Source organism: Lacticaseibacillus yichunensis (genome assembly GCF_003946405.1).
Taxonomy (GTDB): domain Bacteria; phylum Bacillota; class Bacilli; order Lactobacillales; family Lactobacillaceae; genus Lacticaseibacillus; species Lacticaseibacillus yichunensis.
The window spans coordinates 1-19,852 of sequence record NZ_RHOG01000035.1 but is presented as its reverse complement, the minus strand read 5'-3'; the positions used below and the strand labels follow the sequence as shown (position 1 = coordinate 19,852).

Annotated in this window: 11 protein-coding genes; 2 read left to right on the top strand and 9 right to left on the bottom strand. The window is 54.9% G+C overall.

Going from position 1 to position 19,852, the window contains the following annotated elements; all coding sequences use genetic code 11:
* Positions 1–169: 169 nt before the first annotated feature.
* Positions 170–1,813: a peptide ABC transporter substrate-binding protein gene (locus EKM95_RS09755; RefSeq protein WP_125697953.1), complete on the bottom strand. Its 1,644-nt coding sequence runs from the start codon at positions 1,811–1,813 to the stop codon at positions 170–172.
* Positions 1,814–2,078: 265 nt separating this feature from the next.
* Between EKM95_RS09755 and EKM95_RS11720 the strand changes: the two genes are divergently transcribed.
* Positions 2,079–2,222, top strand: coding sequence for a hypothetical protein (locus EKM95_RS11720; RefSeq protein WP_164510171.1), 144 nt, complete (start codon positions 2,079–2,081; stop codon positions 2,220–2,222).
* Here EKM95_RS11720 and EKM95_RS09750 read toward each other — a convergent pair.
* From EKM95_RS09750 to EKM95_RS09735, 4 genes are all read right to left on the bottom strand, one after another.
* Entirely contained in the window at positions 2,219–4,363 is a 2,145-nt protein-coding gene (locus EKM95_RS09750; protein ID WP_125697951.1) for a hypothetical protein, read from the bottom strand. The two genes, EKM95_RS11720 and EKM95_RS09750, sit on opposite strands and share 4 nt — an antisense overlap.
* A 19-nt stretch (positions 4,364–4,382) precedes the next feature.
* Positions 4,383–5,399: a DUF916 and DUF3324 domain-containing protein gene (locus EKM95_RS09745; protein WP_125697949.1), complete on the bottom strand. Its 1,017-nt coding sequence runs from the start codon at positions 5,397–5,399 to the stop codon at positions 4,383–4,385.
* Positions 5,400–5,468: 69 nt separating this feature from the next.
* Positions 5,469–6,077 carry a WxL domain-containing protein gene (locus tag EKM95_RS09740; RefSeq protein ID WP_125697947.1) on the bottom strand — a complete coding sequence of 203 codons (609 nt, stop codon included), beginning with the start codon at positions 6,075–6,077 and terminating at the stop codon, positions 5,469–5,471.
* 253 nt (positions 6,078–6,330) lie between these two features.
* Positions 6,331–11,163 (bottom strand): MucBP domain-containing protein, encoded by a 4,833-nt coding sequence (locus EKM95_RS09735; RefSeq protein ID WP_125697945.1) that lies wholly within the window; start codon positions 11,161–11,163, stop codon positions 6,331–6,333.
* Positions 11,164–11,406: 243 nt separating this feature from the next.
* On the opposite strand from EKM95_RS09735, the gene EKM95_RS09730 reads away from it, so the two are divergent.
* Entirely contained in the window at positions 11,407–16,044 is a 4,638-nt protein-coding gene (locus EKM95_RS09730) for a MucBP domain-containing protein (RefSeq protein WP_164510170.1), read from the top strand.
* A gap of 180 nt (positions 16,045–16,224) precedes the next feature.
* On the opposite strand, the gene EKM95_RS09725 is transcribed toward EKM95_RS09730, so the two are convergent.
* The 4 genes from EKM95_RS09725 to EKM95_RS09710 form a co-directional block, all read right to left on the bottom strand.
* Complete coding sequence (locus EKM95_RS09725) at positions 16,225–17,139, bottom strand: Rgg/GadR/MutR family transcriptional regulator (RefSeq protein WP_125697941.1); 915 nt, start codon at positions 17,137–17,139, stop codon at positions 16,225–16,227.
* Between the two features lie 147 nt (positions 17,140–17,286).
* Complete coding sequence (locus EKM95_RS09720) at positions 17,287–17,796, bottom strand: alcohol dehydrogenase (RefSeq protein WP_125697939.1); 510 nt, start codon at positions 17,794–17,796, stop codon at positions 17,287–17,289.
* A gap of 181 nt (positions 17,797–17,977) precedes the next feature.
* The gene (locus EKM95_RS09715) at positions 17,978–18,157 is read right to left on the bottom strand and encodes a hypothetical protein (RefSeq protein WP_125697937.1); all 180 of its coding nucleotides are present in this window, start codon (positions 18,155–18,157) and stop codon (positions 17,978–17,980) included.
* Entirely contained in the window at positions 18,154–18,981 is an 828-nt protein-coding gene (locus tag EKM95_RS09710) for a hypothetical protein (RefSeq protein WP_125697935.1), read from the bottom strand. Before EKM95_RS09710 ends, EKM95_RS09715 begins: the two co-directional genes overlap by 4 nt.
* Positions 18,982–19,852: the final 871 nt, after the last annotated feature.

Below are 19,852 nucleotides of genomic sequence, written 5' to 3'. Positions count from 1 at the left end.
GAAAAACGCCCTCAGACTCCTGCGCCAAATCAACCGCAAAAGTCTGAGGGAATCCCCCTTGTTGCTATTTCCTAGCGCCGTGGCCCGGATCCCCACGATCACGGGCAGCGACGACTGAATGAATCCCCCACGGAACTATTTCCCCCAAAGGCTTGGGCGCCCCAACGCCTTACTTCACTTTGGCCCCCACGTAGTTGTACATGTTGTTTGCGCCGTAATTCAGGCCGCTGACTTTGGCGTTGACGAGGTGGGACTGGACTTGCTGGTACAGCGGGATGACGCCGGCGTCCTGGTTGAGGATCGTCTGGGCGGTCAGAAGGTCCTGGTACCGCTTGGTGGCGTTGTTGGCGTCGGTGGTCTCGCTGAGTTTGACGGCTTTGTCGTAGGCGGCGTTGCTCCAGCTGCCGTTGTTGCCGTCCGCGCCGGTGGTGAAGAGGTTCAGGTAATTGATTGGATCCGGGAAGTCGGCGAACCAGCCGGAAACGGTGATGTCGAAGTCCCCGTTTTGACTCTTGGTCAGCGCGGCTTTGTCGGGCACGGACTGGATGGCGACGGTCAGGCCGGGCAGGTTTTGCTCGAGCGCGTTTTGCAGGTACTGGCCGAGGCTCTTGTCGGCGCTGGTGTCGCTGGTGAGCAAGGTGATGCTGAGCTTGCTTTCACCGACTTCTTTCAGCCCTTCGGCAAAAAGTGTGGCGGCTTTCTTCTTATTATAAGTGGTCACCGCTTTGGTCGTTTTGGTCGACTCGGTGGCAAAATCCTCGCTCGGCTTGTCCGGATTGGCGAAAAGGCCAACTGGGGTGACGGCGCTGGCGGGCATGGAGCCGTCGTTCAACACTTTTTTAATAAATTGCTGGCGATCGATGGCCATGGAGATCGCCTGACGGATCTTGGTGTTCTTGAAGGCCGGGACCTTCTTTTCATTCAATTGTAAGTACTGGATGTACGACACTTTCAGTGGATCGTAATCTTTGTTGGTCTTGGCTTGGGCGGCTTGCTGGCCGGACAAAACGGAGTCGTCAAGCTTGCCGGTATTGTAGAGGTTGAGCGCGGTCTGGCTATCTTTGACTACGCGCGTCTTCAGGGTCTTGATGTGCACATCTTTGGCATCCCAGTAGTTGGTGTTTTTCACTTCGGTCCAGGAATCGCCGGTGCCACTCCAGTCCTTCAAGATGTACGGGCTGTTTGAGAGATAGGCGGAAGCGGAATGGCCGTACTTGCTGCCTTGGGCTTCGACGAACTTCTGATTTTGCGGCGCAAAGACGGGGTTGGCCTGCATGGTATTAAAATACGGAATCGCATGCTCGAGCGTGACGACCAAGGTGTAATCATCGATGGCCTTGACGCCCAGGGTCGATGGATCCTTCTTGCCGGCCATGATCGCATCCGCGTTTTTAATGCCGGAATAAAGATAATTGTATTGAGATTTCGTTGCGGGGTCGACGGTCCGCTGCCAGCCGTAGACAAAATCCTTGGCGGTGACGGCCTCGCCGTTCGCCCACTTGGAATGACGCAGGTGGTAGGTGTAGGTCAGGCCATTATTGGTCGCGGTCGGCACGCTGGTCGCAACGCCTTCTTTGAGCACGGCGCCATCATATCGAAGCAGGGTCTCGGTGGTGTCGGTTAAAACTTGTCCAGAAACCAGATCCAGCGCAACGCTTGGATCCATGGACTGGATGCCGTCCCCGACCATTGTGGTCCATGTGCTGGCAGATGTGGTGTCGGCGGCTTTGGCGCTGTTAGACCCGCATGCGGCTAAAAGTGTACTTGCGGCGAGGACCATGGTGCCGGCGATAATTGCTTTTGTATTTTTCATGAGTGTTGCCCCCTGCTTGTTCTTGTTTATGAGAATGATGATAACCGTTGCGCGAATGTTGTGCAAGTATTTATTCACATTTTATTCGGATTATTTTCACTGGCTCGTCGCTGATTGCGCGGTTATGCGGTTTATCCGGATGTTTTTGGATTCATTTTGTCTTGTCGGTGTTTGCATATATTCATTTCGGTGTGAATATTTCATTTTGCGTTGGGCCGCACGTTTGGGGAGGATTGTCCTCGGTTGGCTTGTTGGTATGTTATGAATGGACGATTCTGCAATAGGTGTTGGTTTCAACTTGGAGATGCAAAAAAGCCTTCCAGCAGATGATCAGCGGCCGGCGGGCATGCTGATCAAGCTGGAAGGCTTTTGGTTGGTGCTTATTTTTGAGGTGCCGATTGTTGGCTAAGGGTTTGGGGTATCTTCCAAGGTCCAGGTCACGTCTGCGGAATAGCTGCCCAGCGATGCGTCGCTTGAGGGCTGCGTTGAAAGATAAGCCTGGAGCTGTTTTTCAAATGCGCCCCCGGTGGCGACTTGGCTTGGGTACAGCTCAGTAGATGCGCCGGTCTCGATAATCGGCAACAGCGTGCCTCCGTCGACCAGTTGCAAGGACGCAGCCACGGCGGTCGTGCCGTTGGTGAAGGTGGACAGGCCGACCGTAAGCTTCCACGGCTGGGTCGTTGAGCGCGTGTCCGCGATCTTCAGCGTGCCGCTCGTCGTGTCCGTCATCCAGGTCGCATCCCCCACCGTGCCAGCGCCGGAAAAGCCGGTCATCATGTCCTCGATCGTCGGACTGATCATGGCGGAGGCTGTGGAGCCCATTTTGCCAAACTGGAAGGCTGGGGCTTCTTCTAGGGCCAGTGCGCCAGGTTCGGTGACGTGGAGGGTGAAGACGTTGGAGCCATAAGTAGTCACACTTGGCGGTTGACCTGGCGTTGTGACACTGTATCGAACTCTAAACTTCGTCCCTTCCTGCGCTAGCTGAACATCTGTTAATTGGTATGTGGAAGAAGTTGCGCCATCGATGGGGGTCATTGTCCCATCTGGAATCTGCATATACCATCGATACGCCACAGTCTGTCCGGGCGAAAGCGTCAATGTCGGCACCGTGAAAGTGGCCGTCGATCCGGCCTCGACCGTCTGATCTGGCACAGAGAGAATCTGAAGTGTGATCGTCCCTGTCACTATGCCGTTACTTCCCGAATATTCAGCCACAACATCAATTGATCCAGTCCCAGAGTTTGTTGTCTGCACTAATCCGGTATCTGAAACTGTGGCAAGTGGTGACTCGATCTGTGTCCCAGGCTGGTACACGTGCCAAGTCAGTGGAGTTCCCTCTGGAAGATTAGTTAAGACTTGGGTCTCATTTGTTGTGACAGCTACAGCTTCACCGGAAAATAGATATCGATCGGCTGTCAATTGAATTTCTGTTGGGCCGGTGACTGTTAATTGCGCGGTATTACTTGTCACAACAATTTCCGTCGATCCGCTCGCACCAGTCTTGGCGGTCACAGTTGCCTGGATTACAGCATCGGCCTGCACATTTAGTAACTCCATTGTTTTCCCGCTGATCTCCGCATCCGCTGGCGGTGGAGCACCATCTACAGTCCAAGAGACTGATTCGACATCTACGGCTGCCGGCATTTCAACCGTAAACGTTGCGGATTCCCCGAGGCTGACAGATTGATCTTGTAATCGCCCTGTATAAATGTATGTGGTACTACTCGTATAGGTTTTGTCCGGATCAAGGCTTTCACCTCCTACAGAGATATCTGAAAGACCAAACGTGGCATGCTGGCTAGTTGCACCTGGCGCCCCTACTGCAGTGATCACGGACTGGTTTCCACTCACACCCTGAGTCACGTATGAAGCATTCGGGGTCGTGTAGGATGGGATGATTGATTGATCAAGGTTGGTCGGCGTGATTGTCCCCGATTGACCTTCGAAAAGAATCAGCACACTTGGTGAGAGATTAATCTGATAGTTAGCCGGCATGACCAAGACGCGGAAGAACTGAGAATACTCCTCCGAAGTTGGTACTCCCAAAAAGGTATTAACCAAGACCACCTGATAATAGTTCCACGTTGGGACTGTGACGGTTTGAACCGTCAAATCATGCCAATACCTTTGATTCTGATTTATAGAGTTGTTAGGTCCAAAGGTAACGGAATCATTAGTGTTTGTACGCACGGGGGCACTTGCACCAAGCTGATATACAATCTCAATTCTCTTGTTATCGTTAGTTCCTGACGTCCCGCCATACATTCGAATTGTATCCCCTGATTGAACGGCAATACTGGTCAAACTATTCGACGGATCTAACCCTGGTAAATTGGAACTTGATGTATTCGGTTGGGTGTCGATCACAGTTGTTGCCGAATCAGTCGGATCATGAAAGGCCGTCCCCGCAATCACCGGTGGCTCCGTGGGAATCGTGATGGACGCAGCGGTATCCGTCTTGGTCACGCGTACCTGGCTCGTTTGAAAGACGCCGATCAACGCCATGAGGAACAGGCCCAGCAGAATGAGTTTCACTTTATTCTTTTTCATATGCAACGGCCTCCTTTCCTCAGGCAGCGTCAGAGTCTTGACGTTTCTTGCGGCGCCACAACAGGAACCAGATCAGCCCGCCCAGCAGAAGCGCGGCGATCACACTGACCACGACGATCCACCACGGGAAGCGGCTGACATCATGGCCGAGTTCTTTTTCGACCTTGTCAGCTTTGGCCTGGCTGATCGTAAATGTTTTGCGGAAATGCCATTCGTCATTCTCAGTGGTGATCAAGAGGTCCTGCACATATTTGCCAGGCTTGAGCGGGTCCTTCGAATAGGTGGCGAAATCGACATTGGTGTTCGGGGCAAAATCAAAATTTTTGACTGTCCGTTCGAGCACCACTTCTTCGGAGCCGGAACGGGTGATCGTGCTGACGACCTCCGCCTGGCCGAACAGGCGCGGCGTTGGATTTTGCAGGTTTGCGATCACCGCCGCCTTGTTGGTCTGGGCGCCGGGGTAGACCTCGTTCAATTTCAGATCCGGGTCAACTTTTTTCTTGCTAGTCTGCAGGTTGACTGCCACGACCATCGCGTATTTGTTATTGATGGTCATGCCCTTGCCGCTACCTTTATCCACGTGCTTTTCGTCAGTCACGTAAAGGCCGCCAAGAATCTGGCCTTTGAATCCTTCTTTGGGGATGGTCAGGGTGAAATCGACGGTCCGGGTTTCGCCGGCCTTCAGCTTCACCGTCTGTTTATTTCCCAACAAGTCGTTGAGCTGGTATTCCGCCGACTCGTCCTTCGCCGAATTTGGCGCGTAACTCACTACGCCATTGGTCTGGGTGAACGCATTGGTCGGCGTCACCGTCAACGTTTTTTCCTTATCGGTCAGGTTGGTGAGCGCGAGGCGCAAATGCTGAGTGGTATCGGGCTTCACCAGCAGGTCAAAATACGAGGCGTCAGACATTTGGTTCGTGGGCAGCGCGGGGGCAACGGTGAACCCGGCGCCATCCGCGGCCTGCGCCGAGTGCGGAACGGAAAATAGGATGCCTAAAAATGCGAGCAACGCGATGATCAGATGTCTGCGTTTCAATGTGTTCCCCCCTTTTTTTCGGAAAAAGAAGGACCAGGGTCGGCTGGTCCTTTCTCTAGTACATTAACGTCAAGCGTCTGGTGTCAGAGCCAAAGTCCAGGTCACATCTGAATCATATCGGCCGGGTACAGCACCTGTATTCCGATCAAGCGTCAAATAGTTATCTTCGCCAGCCTCAGTTACATCGTTGTTCTGCCCAGTCCCAGTATTCACTGCAGCATTCCAGACCAGGACATTTTGACTATCGGTCGCAATGTCACCGCCAAATGCGCCAGGCGCAACACCTGTACTTGTTGTCTCTGCACCGGTCAGGGTCATTGTCCCATCAAGTGTCACGTTCGCATCTGTGCTAAGCGCAAATGGCGTCATCTGGGCGTACAGAGACCACCCAGCATTTGACCCGCGGTAGTCAGATACCTGGACATCACCAGTCTGGTTACCATCGTCACCAGGGAGCACGTTCTCGTACCCAACAAGTTCGGCGGTTGCGTCACCTTCGATCAAATTCTTGATCGGTACTGTGCCAAAGTTCAGATCAGGTACTTCATCAAGTGTCAATGCGCCAGGTTCAACTGTAAATTCGGCTGTGGTTTCTTCCGCGCTTACCGGATTTGCCGTAATTGATGCGGCGCCTAGACTTAATACAAGGGCGGCGGTCAACAATAGTTTTTTCTTCATAGAAATAACCTCCGTTTCTCATACGACTGTCCTTATCAACATCTTAAGTATATCATGAATACGCATACAATTGGCAGTTATAGGACTTCAATCGGGTTAATTGAGCCGGTTAGATACTTTGATATTCCGGGCTTTTACTCCCAATATAATTGAGTGAGTTACATGAAATATTTATCGCGAGAGGCCCACCTAAAAACGCCCCGCCCACCTGAATCTCAGGTGGTGCGGAACGTTTCGTTAACCCGTTAAATTATTATTTTTCTTTACGCGTCGGCCGAATTCCGACAAGCGCGAGGCTCGCCAGCATCAACGCGCCCATCGCTGCCAACAAGCCATCCTGGCTGTCGCCGGTCTGCGGCAACGATTTTTCAGCTGGCTTAGTCGCAGCTGGTTTCGTCGCAATTGGCTTGGCCAGCGGTTTGGCTTCCGGCTTGGTTGGGGTCGTCGGCTTGGTCTCCGGTTTGACCGGCGTGATCGGCTTGGAGGGCTCGACCGGCGCCTGGTTCGGCAGATAGACCAGGGTCAATTCCTGGGCATCTGCGGTCAGTGTCCCGATCGTCGTCCGGTTCCGGCTTTCCGTGCCATCTGGCAAAATCGCGTGATCAAACGTGTACCCTGTGAGCGCCGGGGCGACGAAGGTGTAACCGTTGCCGACCGCCCGGGTCAAAACCGTGTCCTGCTGGATGGTATGTCCTGCGCCGTCAACAAAATGGATGGCCAGCGTCGCGGGTTGCGGGGTCGGCGTCACGCCTTCGTTCATCTTATAGACGAAGGTGAGCACAGCATGTGAAGTTGTGATCTGACCCTTCGCGACACCATCAGTGAAGGTGCCATCCGCTGGCAATTCAGCTGATTCCAAGTGATACCTACTGATCTCCGGTGCGGTGTATTCATAGCCGCTCCCAACCGTAAGAGCTTTGCGCTCACTTGGAAGCAGCGTCTTCCCGTTTTCATCGACAAACTGCACGGTCAAGGTCGCTGCTTCTTCTGGTGGGACTACCCCATCATTCATCTTGTAGACGAAGGTCAGGACATCATTTGAAGTTGTGATCTGACCGGACGCAACGCCATCCGAGAGTGAACCCCCGGCCGGCAGATGCGCGGTCTCAAGATGGTACCCACTAATCTCTGGTGCAGCGTATTCATACCCGCTCCCAATCGTAAGAGCTTTGCGCTCAGAGGGACGTAGCGTCTTCCCATTTTCATCGACAAACTCCACGGTCAGGGTCGCCGCTTCTTCTGGCGGCACAACCCCATCATTCATCTTATAGACAAACGTCAGGATATCATTTGAAGTCGTGATCTGACCCGACGCAACGCCCTCGGTCAAGGAACCCCCGGCAGGCAATTCGGCAGTCTCCAAATGGTACCCGCCGATCTTCGGTGCGGTATATTCATACCCGCTCCCAATCGTAAGGGCTTTGCGCTCACTCGGAAGCAGCGTCTTCCCATTTTCATCAACAAACTGCACGGTCAGGGTCGCCGCTTCTTCTGGTGGGACCACCCCATCATTCATCTTGTAGACAAAGGTCAAAATATCATTTGAAGTCGTGATGTGGCCGGATGCCACACCATTCGTCAAAGAAGCATCCGCCAGCAATTCGGCAGTCGCCAGATGATACCCGCCAATCGCCGGTGCGGTGTACTCATACCCGCTCCCAATCGTAAAGGCTTTGCGCTCACTCGGCAGTAGGGTCTTCCCATTTTCATCGACAAACTGCACGGTTAGGGTCGCCGCTTCTTCTGGCGGGACCACGCCCTCGGTGTAGTCGTAGGTGACGGTGAAGTCCTGGCTCGCGTCGCCGGTCACGGGCTGGGCCGTGATGCGGGTGAGGTCTCCGGCCGGATCCGTGGTCGAAACGACGTGCATCCCCGCAATAGTCGGGTTGATGACCGGGGCAAAAAGTGGGGTCTCCCCAGCCGGTACCTGCGTCCAATTGCCAGTTGTCGGCACGCCATTTTCGTCAAGGGTCGGCTGATCCGTCACAGCGCCATCCGCAACAAATGTGGTGGTCCCCCCTTGGCCATCGGAAACGGTCAAAACGGTCTTGGTCGCAGTCGCCGGTTCATGAATGATATCACCATACTTATTTTGATACGTGATGGTCTGGGTGACCGTCGACATATCAGAAATTTCATAGGCGCGGACATACGTCACTGTGATCTCGGAATCGGCTGTCGTTGGGGTCACCGCTGTTTCGTCGACTTGGGTCAGGCCGGTCTGGGCCGGGTTGATCAAGTCGACGCGCCAGCCTGGCACGGCCGGATTGGCGGTGACGGTGAATGACGGTTTCGCATCGTCTCCGTAGACCGTCCAACCAGTGGAATCGAACAGCTGGGTGGTCGCATCCAGTGCCGGCGTATTTTCCCCAAGCTTGAAGTACACGGTGCCCGGGTCATTGGGGATGGTGTTGTCAACGACGGTGGTGAAGGTCACTTGCTGAGTCGCGTCCGGGGCGAGCGGGTCGGTGCCATCGGTGTAGTGGATGGTCTGGGCGACGGTCGTGGTGTCCTTGAGCGACTGGGTGTGCGCGAGGGTGATGGTGAAAATCGGCGTGTCGGCCAGCGGATCTAGCGGAAAATCGTAACCGCTGGTGGTGCCGTCGCTGACGAGGCGATATCCGGCGGCTTCATAGGCGGCGATCTTGGCGGCCGGGTCATAGGTGATCGCGGCGCCGAGCTCACCTTGAAGCGCGGGGTCGGTGGTGTAATCGAGGGTCTCAAGCACAGTCGGGTCGCCGTTTGCGTCAAGCGTATCGGCGTCGACGAACTGGACTTTGGCCTGCTGAACAGCGTGGTAGATCACGCGCACTTCTTGGTCGTTATCCTGGAACGGCAAGGTCGTTGCGTCGGCCGAAAGCGTGGTCCAATTGATGCCTTCTGGGCTGGTGTCGACGCGGTCGAAGGCGTATTTGTCCGCGCTGAGGTCCGGGACGATATCCGTGATCAGGACCGGGGTGTTCAGATTGGTGGACGTGGTCTTGCTTGGCGCGATGGCGGCCGGCATTTCGGTGAGCACCTCAGCTCCATTTTCATCGATGGTCTTGGCGTAACAGTGAACGGTCAGATCCCAGTCTTGCAAAAAGAGGATGGTGAAGTTCTGCGGGTCCTCCGTGAAGGTCACGGCGTCGGTGGCCAGAAAATGGGCGAGCCCGTTATTGGCCATGGCGTCGGCAAACAGGCCCGTTCCATCGATCAGGCGGCCGGCAAAGGTGAAGCCCTGCTCGTTGACAAGATTCGTGATGCGATTGACCACGGTGGTTGTGCTGAGCAGATTGGCCGTATCGTCGACTTCAGCGGAAAGCACGGTCGATGGTGCAAGGGTGAGCTGGGTGCCATCCGCCTTCAGGAGCTGATAATTGACGACGATATTGCTGGCGTTGGCGTCGAGCGCGTATGGCTGAATAAACCAGCCTTCAAACCCAGTCGCCGCGTCATTCCAAGTTGTGGAAAATGCGCCGTAATTCGTCGACGTATCCGGCAACATGCCATACCAGGTCAGGGTCTGCGGATCGATGTTGCCCCCATTGGAGGAACTTGGGTAGAGGCCGGGATAACCGCTTTGGCCGCTGCCATCATAGCCCTGCACAGGAACGTTGGTGTCAGTCAGATCCTTCACGATAAATGACGGGGTCGTATAAGACGCAGTGCCTTCCCGAATTGTGATCGAATCGAGCAAGACGTGCTGAAAACCCAGCGCGGCACTGCCATTCAGTCCCGAGTCACTAGCCAGTGGCGAAATGTCCGTGATCATATTATAGGAAAGCGACAGATTGGTCAGGCTCGGTTTATCGCCCAGCGCGGTGACATCAGTGATGGAAAACATGACCATCTGAACGCTTTGCAGCTGTGTCAGGTTCGTCAAGGCTTTGATGTCCCAGAGATTCCCGTTTTTCGTTGGCGTCCCATAGACATTTTCACTGACAATGATGTTCGGAGACAGATTGATTGTCTTGAGGTTGGTCGCGTATTGCAGGCCTTCCAGACTTTGCATACTCATCAACGCCTGGTAGTAGGTCGTCGGTGCGCCTTGGGTCTGACTATTGCCATACGTATTTTGCGCGGCCTGGTCCGTTGTAAAATTGGTCAGTGCGGCCAGATCATTTTTCGTAAAATTCGCCCGAAAATCATTGATCGTCGCGTACTGGCTGGAGAAGGCCGATTGCCACAAAACGTACTGGAGCGCGTAATCCGGCATCCAGAGGTCGATATTGTAGACCGTCGTGTTTTGATAGTAGCCAGCGGCATCCATCGGAATCGCATCCGCAAAGGCCTGCGACTGCCACATCTTCGCCCCGCTCATGTTTTTGAGCGAGGCATCTCGATCCAGATGCGAATACGTGTACTGAAGCGCGTTGGTTTTCGACACGTTGAACGTATTCGTCGCGGCGATCACATTGGCGAGATCCGCGCCATCGACTTCATTGTTGCTTAGGCCTAAAAGCGGTGACGTCTGTTGGTCATTGGCCGGATCAGTCTCCCCATCGCTTGGCGCTTCCTCTGCATCCTCGTCTGCCGGGGTCTCGGCTGGGTCGCTGCCGTCTTCACTTTCGCTGAGGGCGCGGGCGGACCGAGCCTCGGGGCGGGCTTGCTGGGACTGGTCGGTGGCGGGTGTCTCGGCGGACTCGGCCTCGTCATTGACGTTATTGGAATTGGCACCATCCAAGTCTGTGCCCTTTGAGCTTGCGACATCTTGAGCAGTAACGCTTGAATCCGCATCATTTGAACTGGTGCCATCTGTGTCCGAAACCTGGGCCGTCTGTTCACCAGTCTGGGCGGAAGCGGCAGTTGGCTGCGTCCCATCCGTGGTCGGAGCCGCCTCGCCGGTTGTTGGCGTTTGGCCCGCATCCCCATTTGCTTTGGCCGGTGTTTGGGCGGCTGGCGTGAGGTCGCCTGACTCTTGGTCGGTGGCCTGTTGCCCGGCAGAATTTTCAGCTGAAACGACCGGGGTCCCCTCATCGGCCCACACCGCGTGGCTGGTGCCGAATGCGCCGCCGACGACCAGTGAAAATGCCGTCACACCGGCCACGAGCCACTGCTTGTGCGCCTTGTACATCTTAAAATGCGTCTTACGCTGTTGATCCATGATCCATTCCTCCTCAATGGTTGATGATCAGTCAGTGTAACCCCCACATTACGAGGTGATTGTATCTTTCAACCGGTCTCAGCTGATACAAATGATGCAGATATGCAACACATTTTCGAACAAAAAAGTGCGAGGTTTACGCCGGAATATGTGCATATCTGCAACATTTTCGTCTTTGGCGAAACGAAGCCCGCAAAATGTGTGTTATCAATGGTCAGGGGGAGGCCTAAAGGAGGAGAAACCATGTCCAGCGAACCAAAGACGCATGCAAAGTTATATAAGGCCGGCCGCCGCTGGGTCACCGCGTTGATCACGGTCGGTGGCCTCAGCCTCGGCGCCGCCCAACTCACCCCTGTCCATGCCGCGGCAAGCGATGCGGCGCCAAGTGGTGACGTGACAAGTCCCGCAACTGCGGGGCAAGACGCACAGGAGTTGCCAACGGATTCAGATCAGGGCAATTCGGACCAAGCTGGGTCGGAGCAGATCAAGCCCGGCCAGACCGAGACCGCCCCTGCTTCATCGGATGAAACAAGCGACACACCGGCGAAGACGAGCACAACTGAGAGGGCGGATGCCCAGGAGATCGTGAAGATCACAGGGAATGACGCAGCGGCGGAGGCCGAGGTCATTGCCAATTCGGAGACCTCTGCGCAAACTGGGAGCCAAGATCAGACCAGCGATGGCGAGGCAACGGATGCCGATCAATCTCAAAATGATGTGGCATCAGAGGCGTCGCAGACTTCGCCAGATTCCGAGACGCAACCAGCCGCTTCCGAAAATACTGACGAGGCCACGCCAACCGCGCCGACCGCTCAAGCTGCCCCTGCCGCCCGGGCATTGCAGGCGCAGGACACTGTTTTTGACCTGGACACGGTGATGCCGGATGGCCATCTTCAGGCAGCGGTTCTTGCCCAGTTGCAGGCGGATCATGTGACCACTGCGGACGGGACTGCACTCACCAGTGTCGATCAGATCACCGAAGAAATGATCGCCGGGCTGACCACGCTCACCACGGATAACCTGCCCGCAGATGGCAACAATACGGCCAACGCAGACCGGGTGAATATCACGTCACTCAAGGGCTTGGAACTCGCGACTGGGCTGACCACGCTGAAAATTTCATCGGATGGCTACTATGGTGGGCTGACCGATATTTCGGCGCTGGCCGATCTGTCGCAGCTGACCAGTGTCAATTTTTCCTATCAACCGCATCTGAGTGACATTTCCGCGCTCGCGAATAAGCAGCTCACGTCGCTTCTCATTCCGCAAAACGCGGTGACCGACCTCAGCATGATCACCTTCGCCCCGGGTGGCACGATGAATGCGACCGGGCAAGGCAGCGTGCTCAAGTCGATCGGCGTCACGCCCGATGCTTCCGGCCAGATCACGTATGCAACGCCGGTGGTCGGCTTGAACGGCGCATCGGTTGCGACGATCTCGTTCACCTCGGCCGATCCCAATCAGGTGGCTTCCGTGAACGGCGTCACCTACGCCCCAACTGTGGTGCCGGATGACAGCGCCAATTGGCAAACCAGTCAAAACTACACGCTGGCAAGCACGGCGAGCGTCGCCAAAGGTCAGATCGTGATGTATTTTGACAACGGCAATGGCTTCAGTGGCTATGTCGTCACGCCTTACACGGTTTTAAATGACGCCGCAAATGTGACGGTGCGTTACATCGACGGCGACACGGGCGAGGAGATCTCCCCCGCTGTCACTCTGTCGGAAGGCAAAATTGGCGGCCAGTTTGTCCAAACGGCACCAACAATCGACGGCTACACGCTCGCGACATCGCAAAGTGAAAGTTCGCAGACCGGCATTTTTTCCGCGGATGAGCAAACGATGACCTTCGTTTATCTGAAAAATAGCACGCTGGCCGCCAGTTCCGGCAGTCATATCGGCGACCAATATATTACCGGCCTCAATTCTGCTTGGACCAGTCAGGCGGCCGCGGCGGCGATCGCCAGCGACGCGACTGGGGTCGATGCGGCCACGGGCAACAATTATATTGATGAATGGATGCCGAATACGTATCTCCAGCAACTGGTTTTGCATAACCTGCAACAACAGGATCCGACCGGCAATTGGACTTCCGTGGATCAGATCTCGAAAAACAGCCTGTTAAAGCTGACGCAGCTGGCTGTCGATTATCGCGCGGGCAATCAATTTGGCACGTATATCGACCCGACAACGATCTATTTGCTAGATGGGATTCAGTATGCGACCAATCTGACGAACATTCAGATGGACACGGATCTCAATTACGGGCAGAAGACCTGGGATGGTGGCCTCGTTGATCTGTGGCCACTCCAGAATCTGACGAACCTGACGACCATCGACATGAGTGGGCAGCGCATTGGTGAAGTGGATGCCTTGGCTGGCCTGACAAATGTGACGGATCTTGGGCTTCAGTACGATAACATTCTGGATTTCAGTTCGTTGAATGCCGCGCAGTACACAAGTAAATTTGCGATTTTTCAACAACAAGTCGTCCTGCCTGTGGTGAAAAGTGAGGATGGGACCTATACCTACACCATGAGTGGCAAGCTGCCTCAGGGGATGGACTTGACCGATCCTCTACTGTATGGCACCGGCAAACAGTTCGGTTTTGATGTCGATATGGGTAAGTCGGAGCGCGTTTACTATAACGGCGCGACGTCAAGCAATATCAGCCACCCCGCCGGCGACGATCTCACGGTTCGCTACACCAACCTGAAAGATCAAGTCATGCCTGGGCCGTTGACCAACCCATACGGAGACGGCGAGACAATCATTCAGAATCCGTATACGAACTACATGCTTTTCGCCTATAAGGATTCAGCCTATAACCAGACTTATAATATTTGGTCCATCATGATCGCATACATCACCGACGCCACAGATTACGGCTACGTCAGCAACAAGTCCGCCACGCCAACCCCGCCGAGCGCCGCCACAATCACCGTCAGCTACCAGGACGAAACGACCCACGCGACCCTGCGCGACGAGACCGTCCGCGTGGTCCAGGTCGGCAATACCTACCAGATCGAAACACCCGACATCACGGGTTACCATTATGTGGGCACCGCCGACAATGCCGCTTTGACGGGCACACTGACCGGCCCGACCGCCGTCACCCTACTTTACGCAAAGGACGAGGCGACCTTGACCGTCAATATTGAGGATGAAAATGGTGACGCGATCGCCGCACCGATCGAGGTCACCGTCCCAATTGGCGAGACCCATACGATCACCCCACCCGATGTGCCCGGCTACATTTACCAAGGCGCCGACCATGATCTGACCTTCGATGTCACTGGGCCCGAAACAATCACCCTGCGTTATACAAAGGAAGATACCGCACCAGTTGCGGGGCAAGTGACTGTCAAATATGTCGACGCAAATGGCGACAGCTTGCAGGCAGACACTGTTTTGACCGATACGGTTGGGACTGCCTTCACCGTTTCGGTACCTGAGATCGCGGGCTACACTTATCTCGGCGCGGACCACGCGCTGACTGGCACATTCGGTGAGCCGCAGACCATCACGTTGCGCTATACCAAGGAAGACGTCGCGCCAATCGCGGGGCAAGTTACCGTGAAGTATGTCGACGAAAATGGCGACAGCTTGCAGGCAAACACAATTTTGACCGATACGGTTGGGACTGACTTCACCGTTTCGGTGCCTGAAATCGCGGGCTACACTTATCTCGGAACGGACCACGCGTTGACCGGTACATTTGGTGAGCCGCAGACGATCACCTTGCGCTATACCAAGGAAGATACCGCACCAGTTGCGGGCCAAGTCACCGTCAAGTATGTCGACGAAAATGGTGACAGCTTGCAGGCAGACACTGTTTTGACCGATACAGTCGGCAAAGCCTTCACTGTTTCGGTACCCGAGATTGCGGGCTACACTTATCTCGGCGCGGACCACGGTCTAACTGGCACATTCGGTGAACCGCAGACAATCACCCTCCGCTACAGAAAGGAAGATATCGCGCCAATCGCCGGGCAAGTGACTGTGAAGTATGTCGATGAAAACGGCGACAGCTTGCAGGTAGACACATTTTTGACCGATACAGTCGGCAAGGCCTTCACTGTGTCGGTACCCGAGATCGCGGGCTACACCTATCTCGGCGCGGACCACGCACTGACTGGCACATTCGGTGATCCGCAGACCATTACCTTGCGCTACACCAAAGCCGAAGTGCCGCCTGTCGCGGGTCAAGTCACGGTCAAATATGTCGACGACAACGGCAACACACTGAGGGCGGACACGATTTTGACCAATACCCGAGGTACCCAGTTCACCGTCACGATTCCTGAGATCGACGGCTACACCTACCTCGGCGCGGACCACGCGTTGACCGGCGCGTTCGGCAATCCGCAGACGATCACCCTGCGCTACACGAAAGCCGATGTGCCGCCTGTCGCGGGGCAAGTCACGGTTTCATTCGTTGATCAGGCGACCGGCAACACACTGCGCGAGGATCTGGTCCTGATCGGCACAGCGGGCGATCCATTTACGATCACCGCACCGACCTTCCCTGGTTATGATTTTGTTGGGAGCGATGGCCCGTTGACCGGCGTCTTCGGCGATCCGCAACACCTCGTGCTCACGTATGCGAAAACGCCTGCGAAGGAAACGAAGCCGACAAAGCCGACAAAGCCGACCACACCAACGAAACCAACCACGCCGAATCAGCCAGTTCCGGATGTGATACCTGACACAACGCCGATTGCGCCGGTTTCGCCAAAACCGACGGCGAAGGCCACCAAAGCGGAGACCCTGCCACAAACTGGTGAGGGGCAGACGATGATTCTGACAGCGCTAGGCGCCTTGCTGCTCGGTGGATTAGGGCTCGATGTGCTCGACTCGACCCGGCGGAAACGCTCGTAAGTTTTGCCCATTAGCGTTGCACATTAGCTCAGCGTATTAGCTCTGAATATTAACCACTTGCATCGCGCACCCCACCGTCAATGAGGCGCGGTGATTCCATACTGTAACGCAAACGAAACAGGCGCGACCCTCCAGTTGAAGAACTGGGGCGTCGCGCCTGTTTTTGTATTGCAAATATTTTTAGTCAGCCGGATCGCAGAATTTCACGTTCGGGGCCAGCCACGCCTGAAGCCGGGCGATGTCTTGCCGCAGTTGGGCGCCGTTCACCGGAATCTGAAGTGTGCTGACGAGCAGCAACAACGGATCAATTTTCCCCTGAAGCGCCGCCGCATCCTGGTCCTGCGTGTAGGCGGCGAAGGCATCGAACGCCTGGCGGAAAAGATGCGGGAACAAGAGGCGCTCTTGCAAGTGCTGGGCGTCAAACAGCGCAAGGAGCGACTGGTAGATCTCAAAATCGCGATTATTGATTGCCACTTCAAACGCCTGAACCAGCACCTCGCCCACGCTGGCCACGCCGGGATCGACTTGAGTCAGCTTAGACACGCGCTGCATGTAGATCCGCAGATAGACCAGCAGCTGATTGGGCGTCATCATGGGCATCAGGTTGTTGAGAAGCGACACCTCATAGGAGTACCACGTCTCGTTTTTTTCCAAATACGTGAGCAATTGCTGAAGCAGCGGCGCCGCATCGACGACATGGCCGTCGTTTGCCATGTAATCCGCGTAGATCTGCAAGGTCAGCTGGGTGTGATGATCGGCGATGTAATGCGAATCCTCATATTGCGTCGCCATCAGCGCGGCCGCCTTCAAAAACGGCTCGGGGCGCTGCTCGGTCATGCCCTGATTGACCAACTTGAGAGCCTGCTGCTGAACGGCGATTGCCGTGTCCGTGTCGCCGTCGTAAAGATTGGCGAATTCCGTCATCAACAGATTCAGCCGCTTGAGCATCTCCATCAGGTTCGTGGCAGACGAATCGATCTGCCCGTCCTCAAACCGCGCGTAGTTTGTCCGCGACATGACCCCGTCGTAGATCTTGACCTGCGTGAGGCCCTTGTTTTCCCGGATGCGCTTGATTGCCGGCCCAATTTGCTTCATGTCATCGCCTCCATGTTCCTAGATAAGCTATCCTCATCGTAACAGAGTTGCAGGAGATGTCACGGACACTTCTGTCATGTTTTACAAAGATATTTGTGCATATTAGAAAAATAATGGGTGCCAGCCTGTTATTGCAGCGCCCCGCCATTATTTTGTGCCCCACTGCTTCACCAGCGGTTCGTACTGCTCAAGTAGTGGCGTCACATAATGTTTTTCAGCTAGGCGCCTGGCCTGGACCGCCTCATCGAAACGCCAGAAGCTCTTGTTCAAGACCAGCCGGCCGCGAAAATACAGCCGGGCAATCCACTTGCCGCAGGTGTTGTCGTAGGAGACCCCGGTCACGCCGGAGCGGTTGGTGGCGCGCATCGAGACAAACGTGCGTAGATTGGTGCCGGCCACAGTGCCCCACAGCGCGGAATTGCCCACGTTCGCCAAGAATGCTGGGTTGGCGCGCGCGGTCTGCTTGCTGGCATCGCGGCGCAGGCACCCACAACTTTTCACCGTCCCTACCCGCAACGCATAGCCATCCACCGTGACCTCATTGCCGCAATCGCAACGGCACAGCCAGCGCCGATTGCCATTTTTCATCCGGCCGGCTGCGGCCAACACTGTCAAACGACCGATGCGGCGGCCCGTCATGTCGATTTGTTTCGTCATTGCTTTCTCGCTTTCCGTTCCCCCCATGGTCATTATGCCAGGGGTTAGGTACAAAAGCGGAAAACGATGCAGATATGCAACCCGAAAAGATTGGGTGGGGTGTTCAGCGAATCAAAAAAGATCCAGTCAAGCTACGGTGTTCGCAGGTGTGACTGAAGCTTTTTCCTGATGCCGCCCCGCCTTACCGCTCGGGCCGCACCAGCATGAATGGATAAACTGTTTTGCCTTTGTCTGGGCCATCAGGGAGCGTATACTCGCTGCGCTCAACCTTGTATGGCGCGGTCTTGTTGGTCAAAAATTGGCGTTTGACCTGATCACGGAACACATCCCCATAGATCGCGCGGCGCTGCCCAGTCGTCAACGTCGCAAAAGAAGTCGCGGTGATATTGTTGGTTGGATGATAGACCGCATATTGCTGAATCCGAAACGACGAAAAACGCTGGGCTTGTGAGAGATCCGCTTCCTGACGCTTGGCGTACTCAGTATAAAGTTTCGACAAGGAGAGCTTTTGGGCTTCGCATCGGTCGCAAATGCCTTAGTGACCTCATCCGCCACGATGGCAAACCACTTGCTGTAATCGCTCAACACCGGATAATACTGTGCCCCTTCCGCCGAAGTCTGGAACACCTTCTTTTTCGCGGCGAGCGAGCATAGCGCCTCCGCGAATTGGGTCAGATAGGTGCGAACCAGCTCCTTTTGATTTTGAAGATGGTCATAACTGCCCTCGGTCAGGTCGGAGATCAGCACGCTCAACGCCTGCATCACGTTGGTCGAGTTATTGAGCACCGTCAACGTCTCCGTATCCGTCCGGTGGAAAAAGACCTGGCTGGCGTCCAGCGTCGACCAAAGTTCATTCAAGATCGTCCGAAACTCTTCGCGAAACCGTTTGACGTCCTCGACCATGTCAGCCCAATTCGGCTCTTGCGCCTGGCCGAGTCGATCATCCCCGTGCTGGCTCTGACTTTCTTTATATTTGAAGCGCTCCGCATCGTTGACCAGCAGCGGAAACTCATCGAGCAGGTTGAGCATCTGAATCAATGCCAGTCGGGCCTTACTGCGCTTGCCTTGAAAATAGCGAATCGCCCCAAAGCCGATCGACAGGATGACGACTAATGCCTGAATCGCATCCGCCACCGCCTGAATATTTTGATTAGCACCATTGAGCCAGCCAACAAATCCACCCATGAGAGCGTCTCCTTTATCACCATTTGCTTTTAGCATAGCGCGCGTTGTTTTATAAAGCAATTGATTGAATCTGCGCGGCGACGTGCCATTAATCCCGCCCTCAGCCTGAGCGCACCGCGATCTCTGAGACCGAAAATTCCGAGGATTTAGCGTAAAAGGATCAAATTGACGATCTCAGAGATTACGAGATTGTGACCCCGTCCAATCGTTGGACTCACGGTCCACAAATTTGTATCTTTGAGTCTTGAAACCAAAGATCCGCGGTCCCGTGGTCCGCATCGTTCCAGATATTGGTGGAAAATAGTGTAACGGCATCACACTGAGATGGCGGTCACGCCCATGAAAACTTGGATACCGCGATCTCTGATATCGGAAATTCCAAAGATTTAGCGTAAAAGGATCAAATTGACAATCTCAGAGATTACGAGATTGCAACAGCATCGGCGTTTCCTGACTCATGGTCCGCGAATTATCCTCTTTTGGTCCAGAAAGACATCAGCCGCGGGGGCCCGTGGTCCGCACGCCCTTCGAAGGGACGTATGAAAATAGTGTGATGGGGTCACACAAGAACCGCCGCACGCCGAACTCTGTAGATCTTCTTTGGTCAGACATCTGTCCCTCCTGATAGTCAGCTGCCCAGTGCATCAGCATTGTTGTGGACGGGTAGCCCAATTCTCTGACAACTTGACTAGCGGATCTGTGATGTTTGTGAAAGAGCTCGACGGCCCTCTGCTTCTCTTTTAGTGAGTACATTTAATATCATACCTGAAGTCCAACTTTTTGTCCGCACGCCCGTTCAAGAAAGAAGTCGTTGAGGCCTTCATATCGCGTCAAGGGACCATACAGGAGGTCGCGGACAAATATAGTGTCA

Coding starts and splice junctions, on each gene's coding strand:
- EKM95_RS11720 (WP_164510171.1), top strand. CDS start 2,079: ATGGACGATTCTGCAATAGGTGTTGGTTTCAACTTGGAGATGCAAAAA.
- EKM95_RS09725 (WP_125697941.1), bottom strand. CDS start 17,139: ATGAAGCAAATTGGGCCGGCAATCAAGCGCATCCGGGAAAACAAGGGC.
- EKM95_RS09735 (WP_125697945.1), bottom strand. CDS start 11,163: ATGGATCAACAGCGTAAGACGCATTTTAAGATGTACAAGGCGCACAAG.
- EKM95_RS09750 (WP_125697951.1), bottom strand. CDS start 4,363: ATGAAAAAGAATAAAGTGAAACTCATTCTGCTGGGCCTGTTCCTCATG.
- EKM95_RS09730 (WP_164510170.1), top strand. CDS start 11,407: ATGTCCAGCGAACCAAAGACGCATGCAAAGTTATATAAGGCCGGCCGC.
- EKM95_RS09710 (WP_125697935.1), bottom strand. CDS start 18,981: ATGGGTGGATTTGTTGGCTGGCTCAATGGTGCTAATCAAAATATTCAG.
- EKM95_RS09720 (WP_125697939.1), bottom strand. CDS start 17,796: ATGACGAAACAAATCGACATGACGGGCCGCCGCATCGGTCGTTTGACA.
- EKM95_RS09740 (WP_125697947.1), bottom strand. CDS start 6,077: ATGAAGAAAAAACTATTGTTGACCGCCGCCCTTGTATTAAGTCTAGGC.
- EKM95_RS09755 (WP_125697953.1), bottom strand. CDS start 1,813: ATGAAAAATACAAAAGCAATTATCGCCGGCACCATGGTCCTCGCCGCA.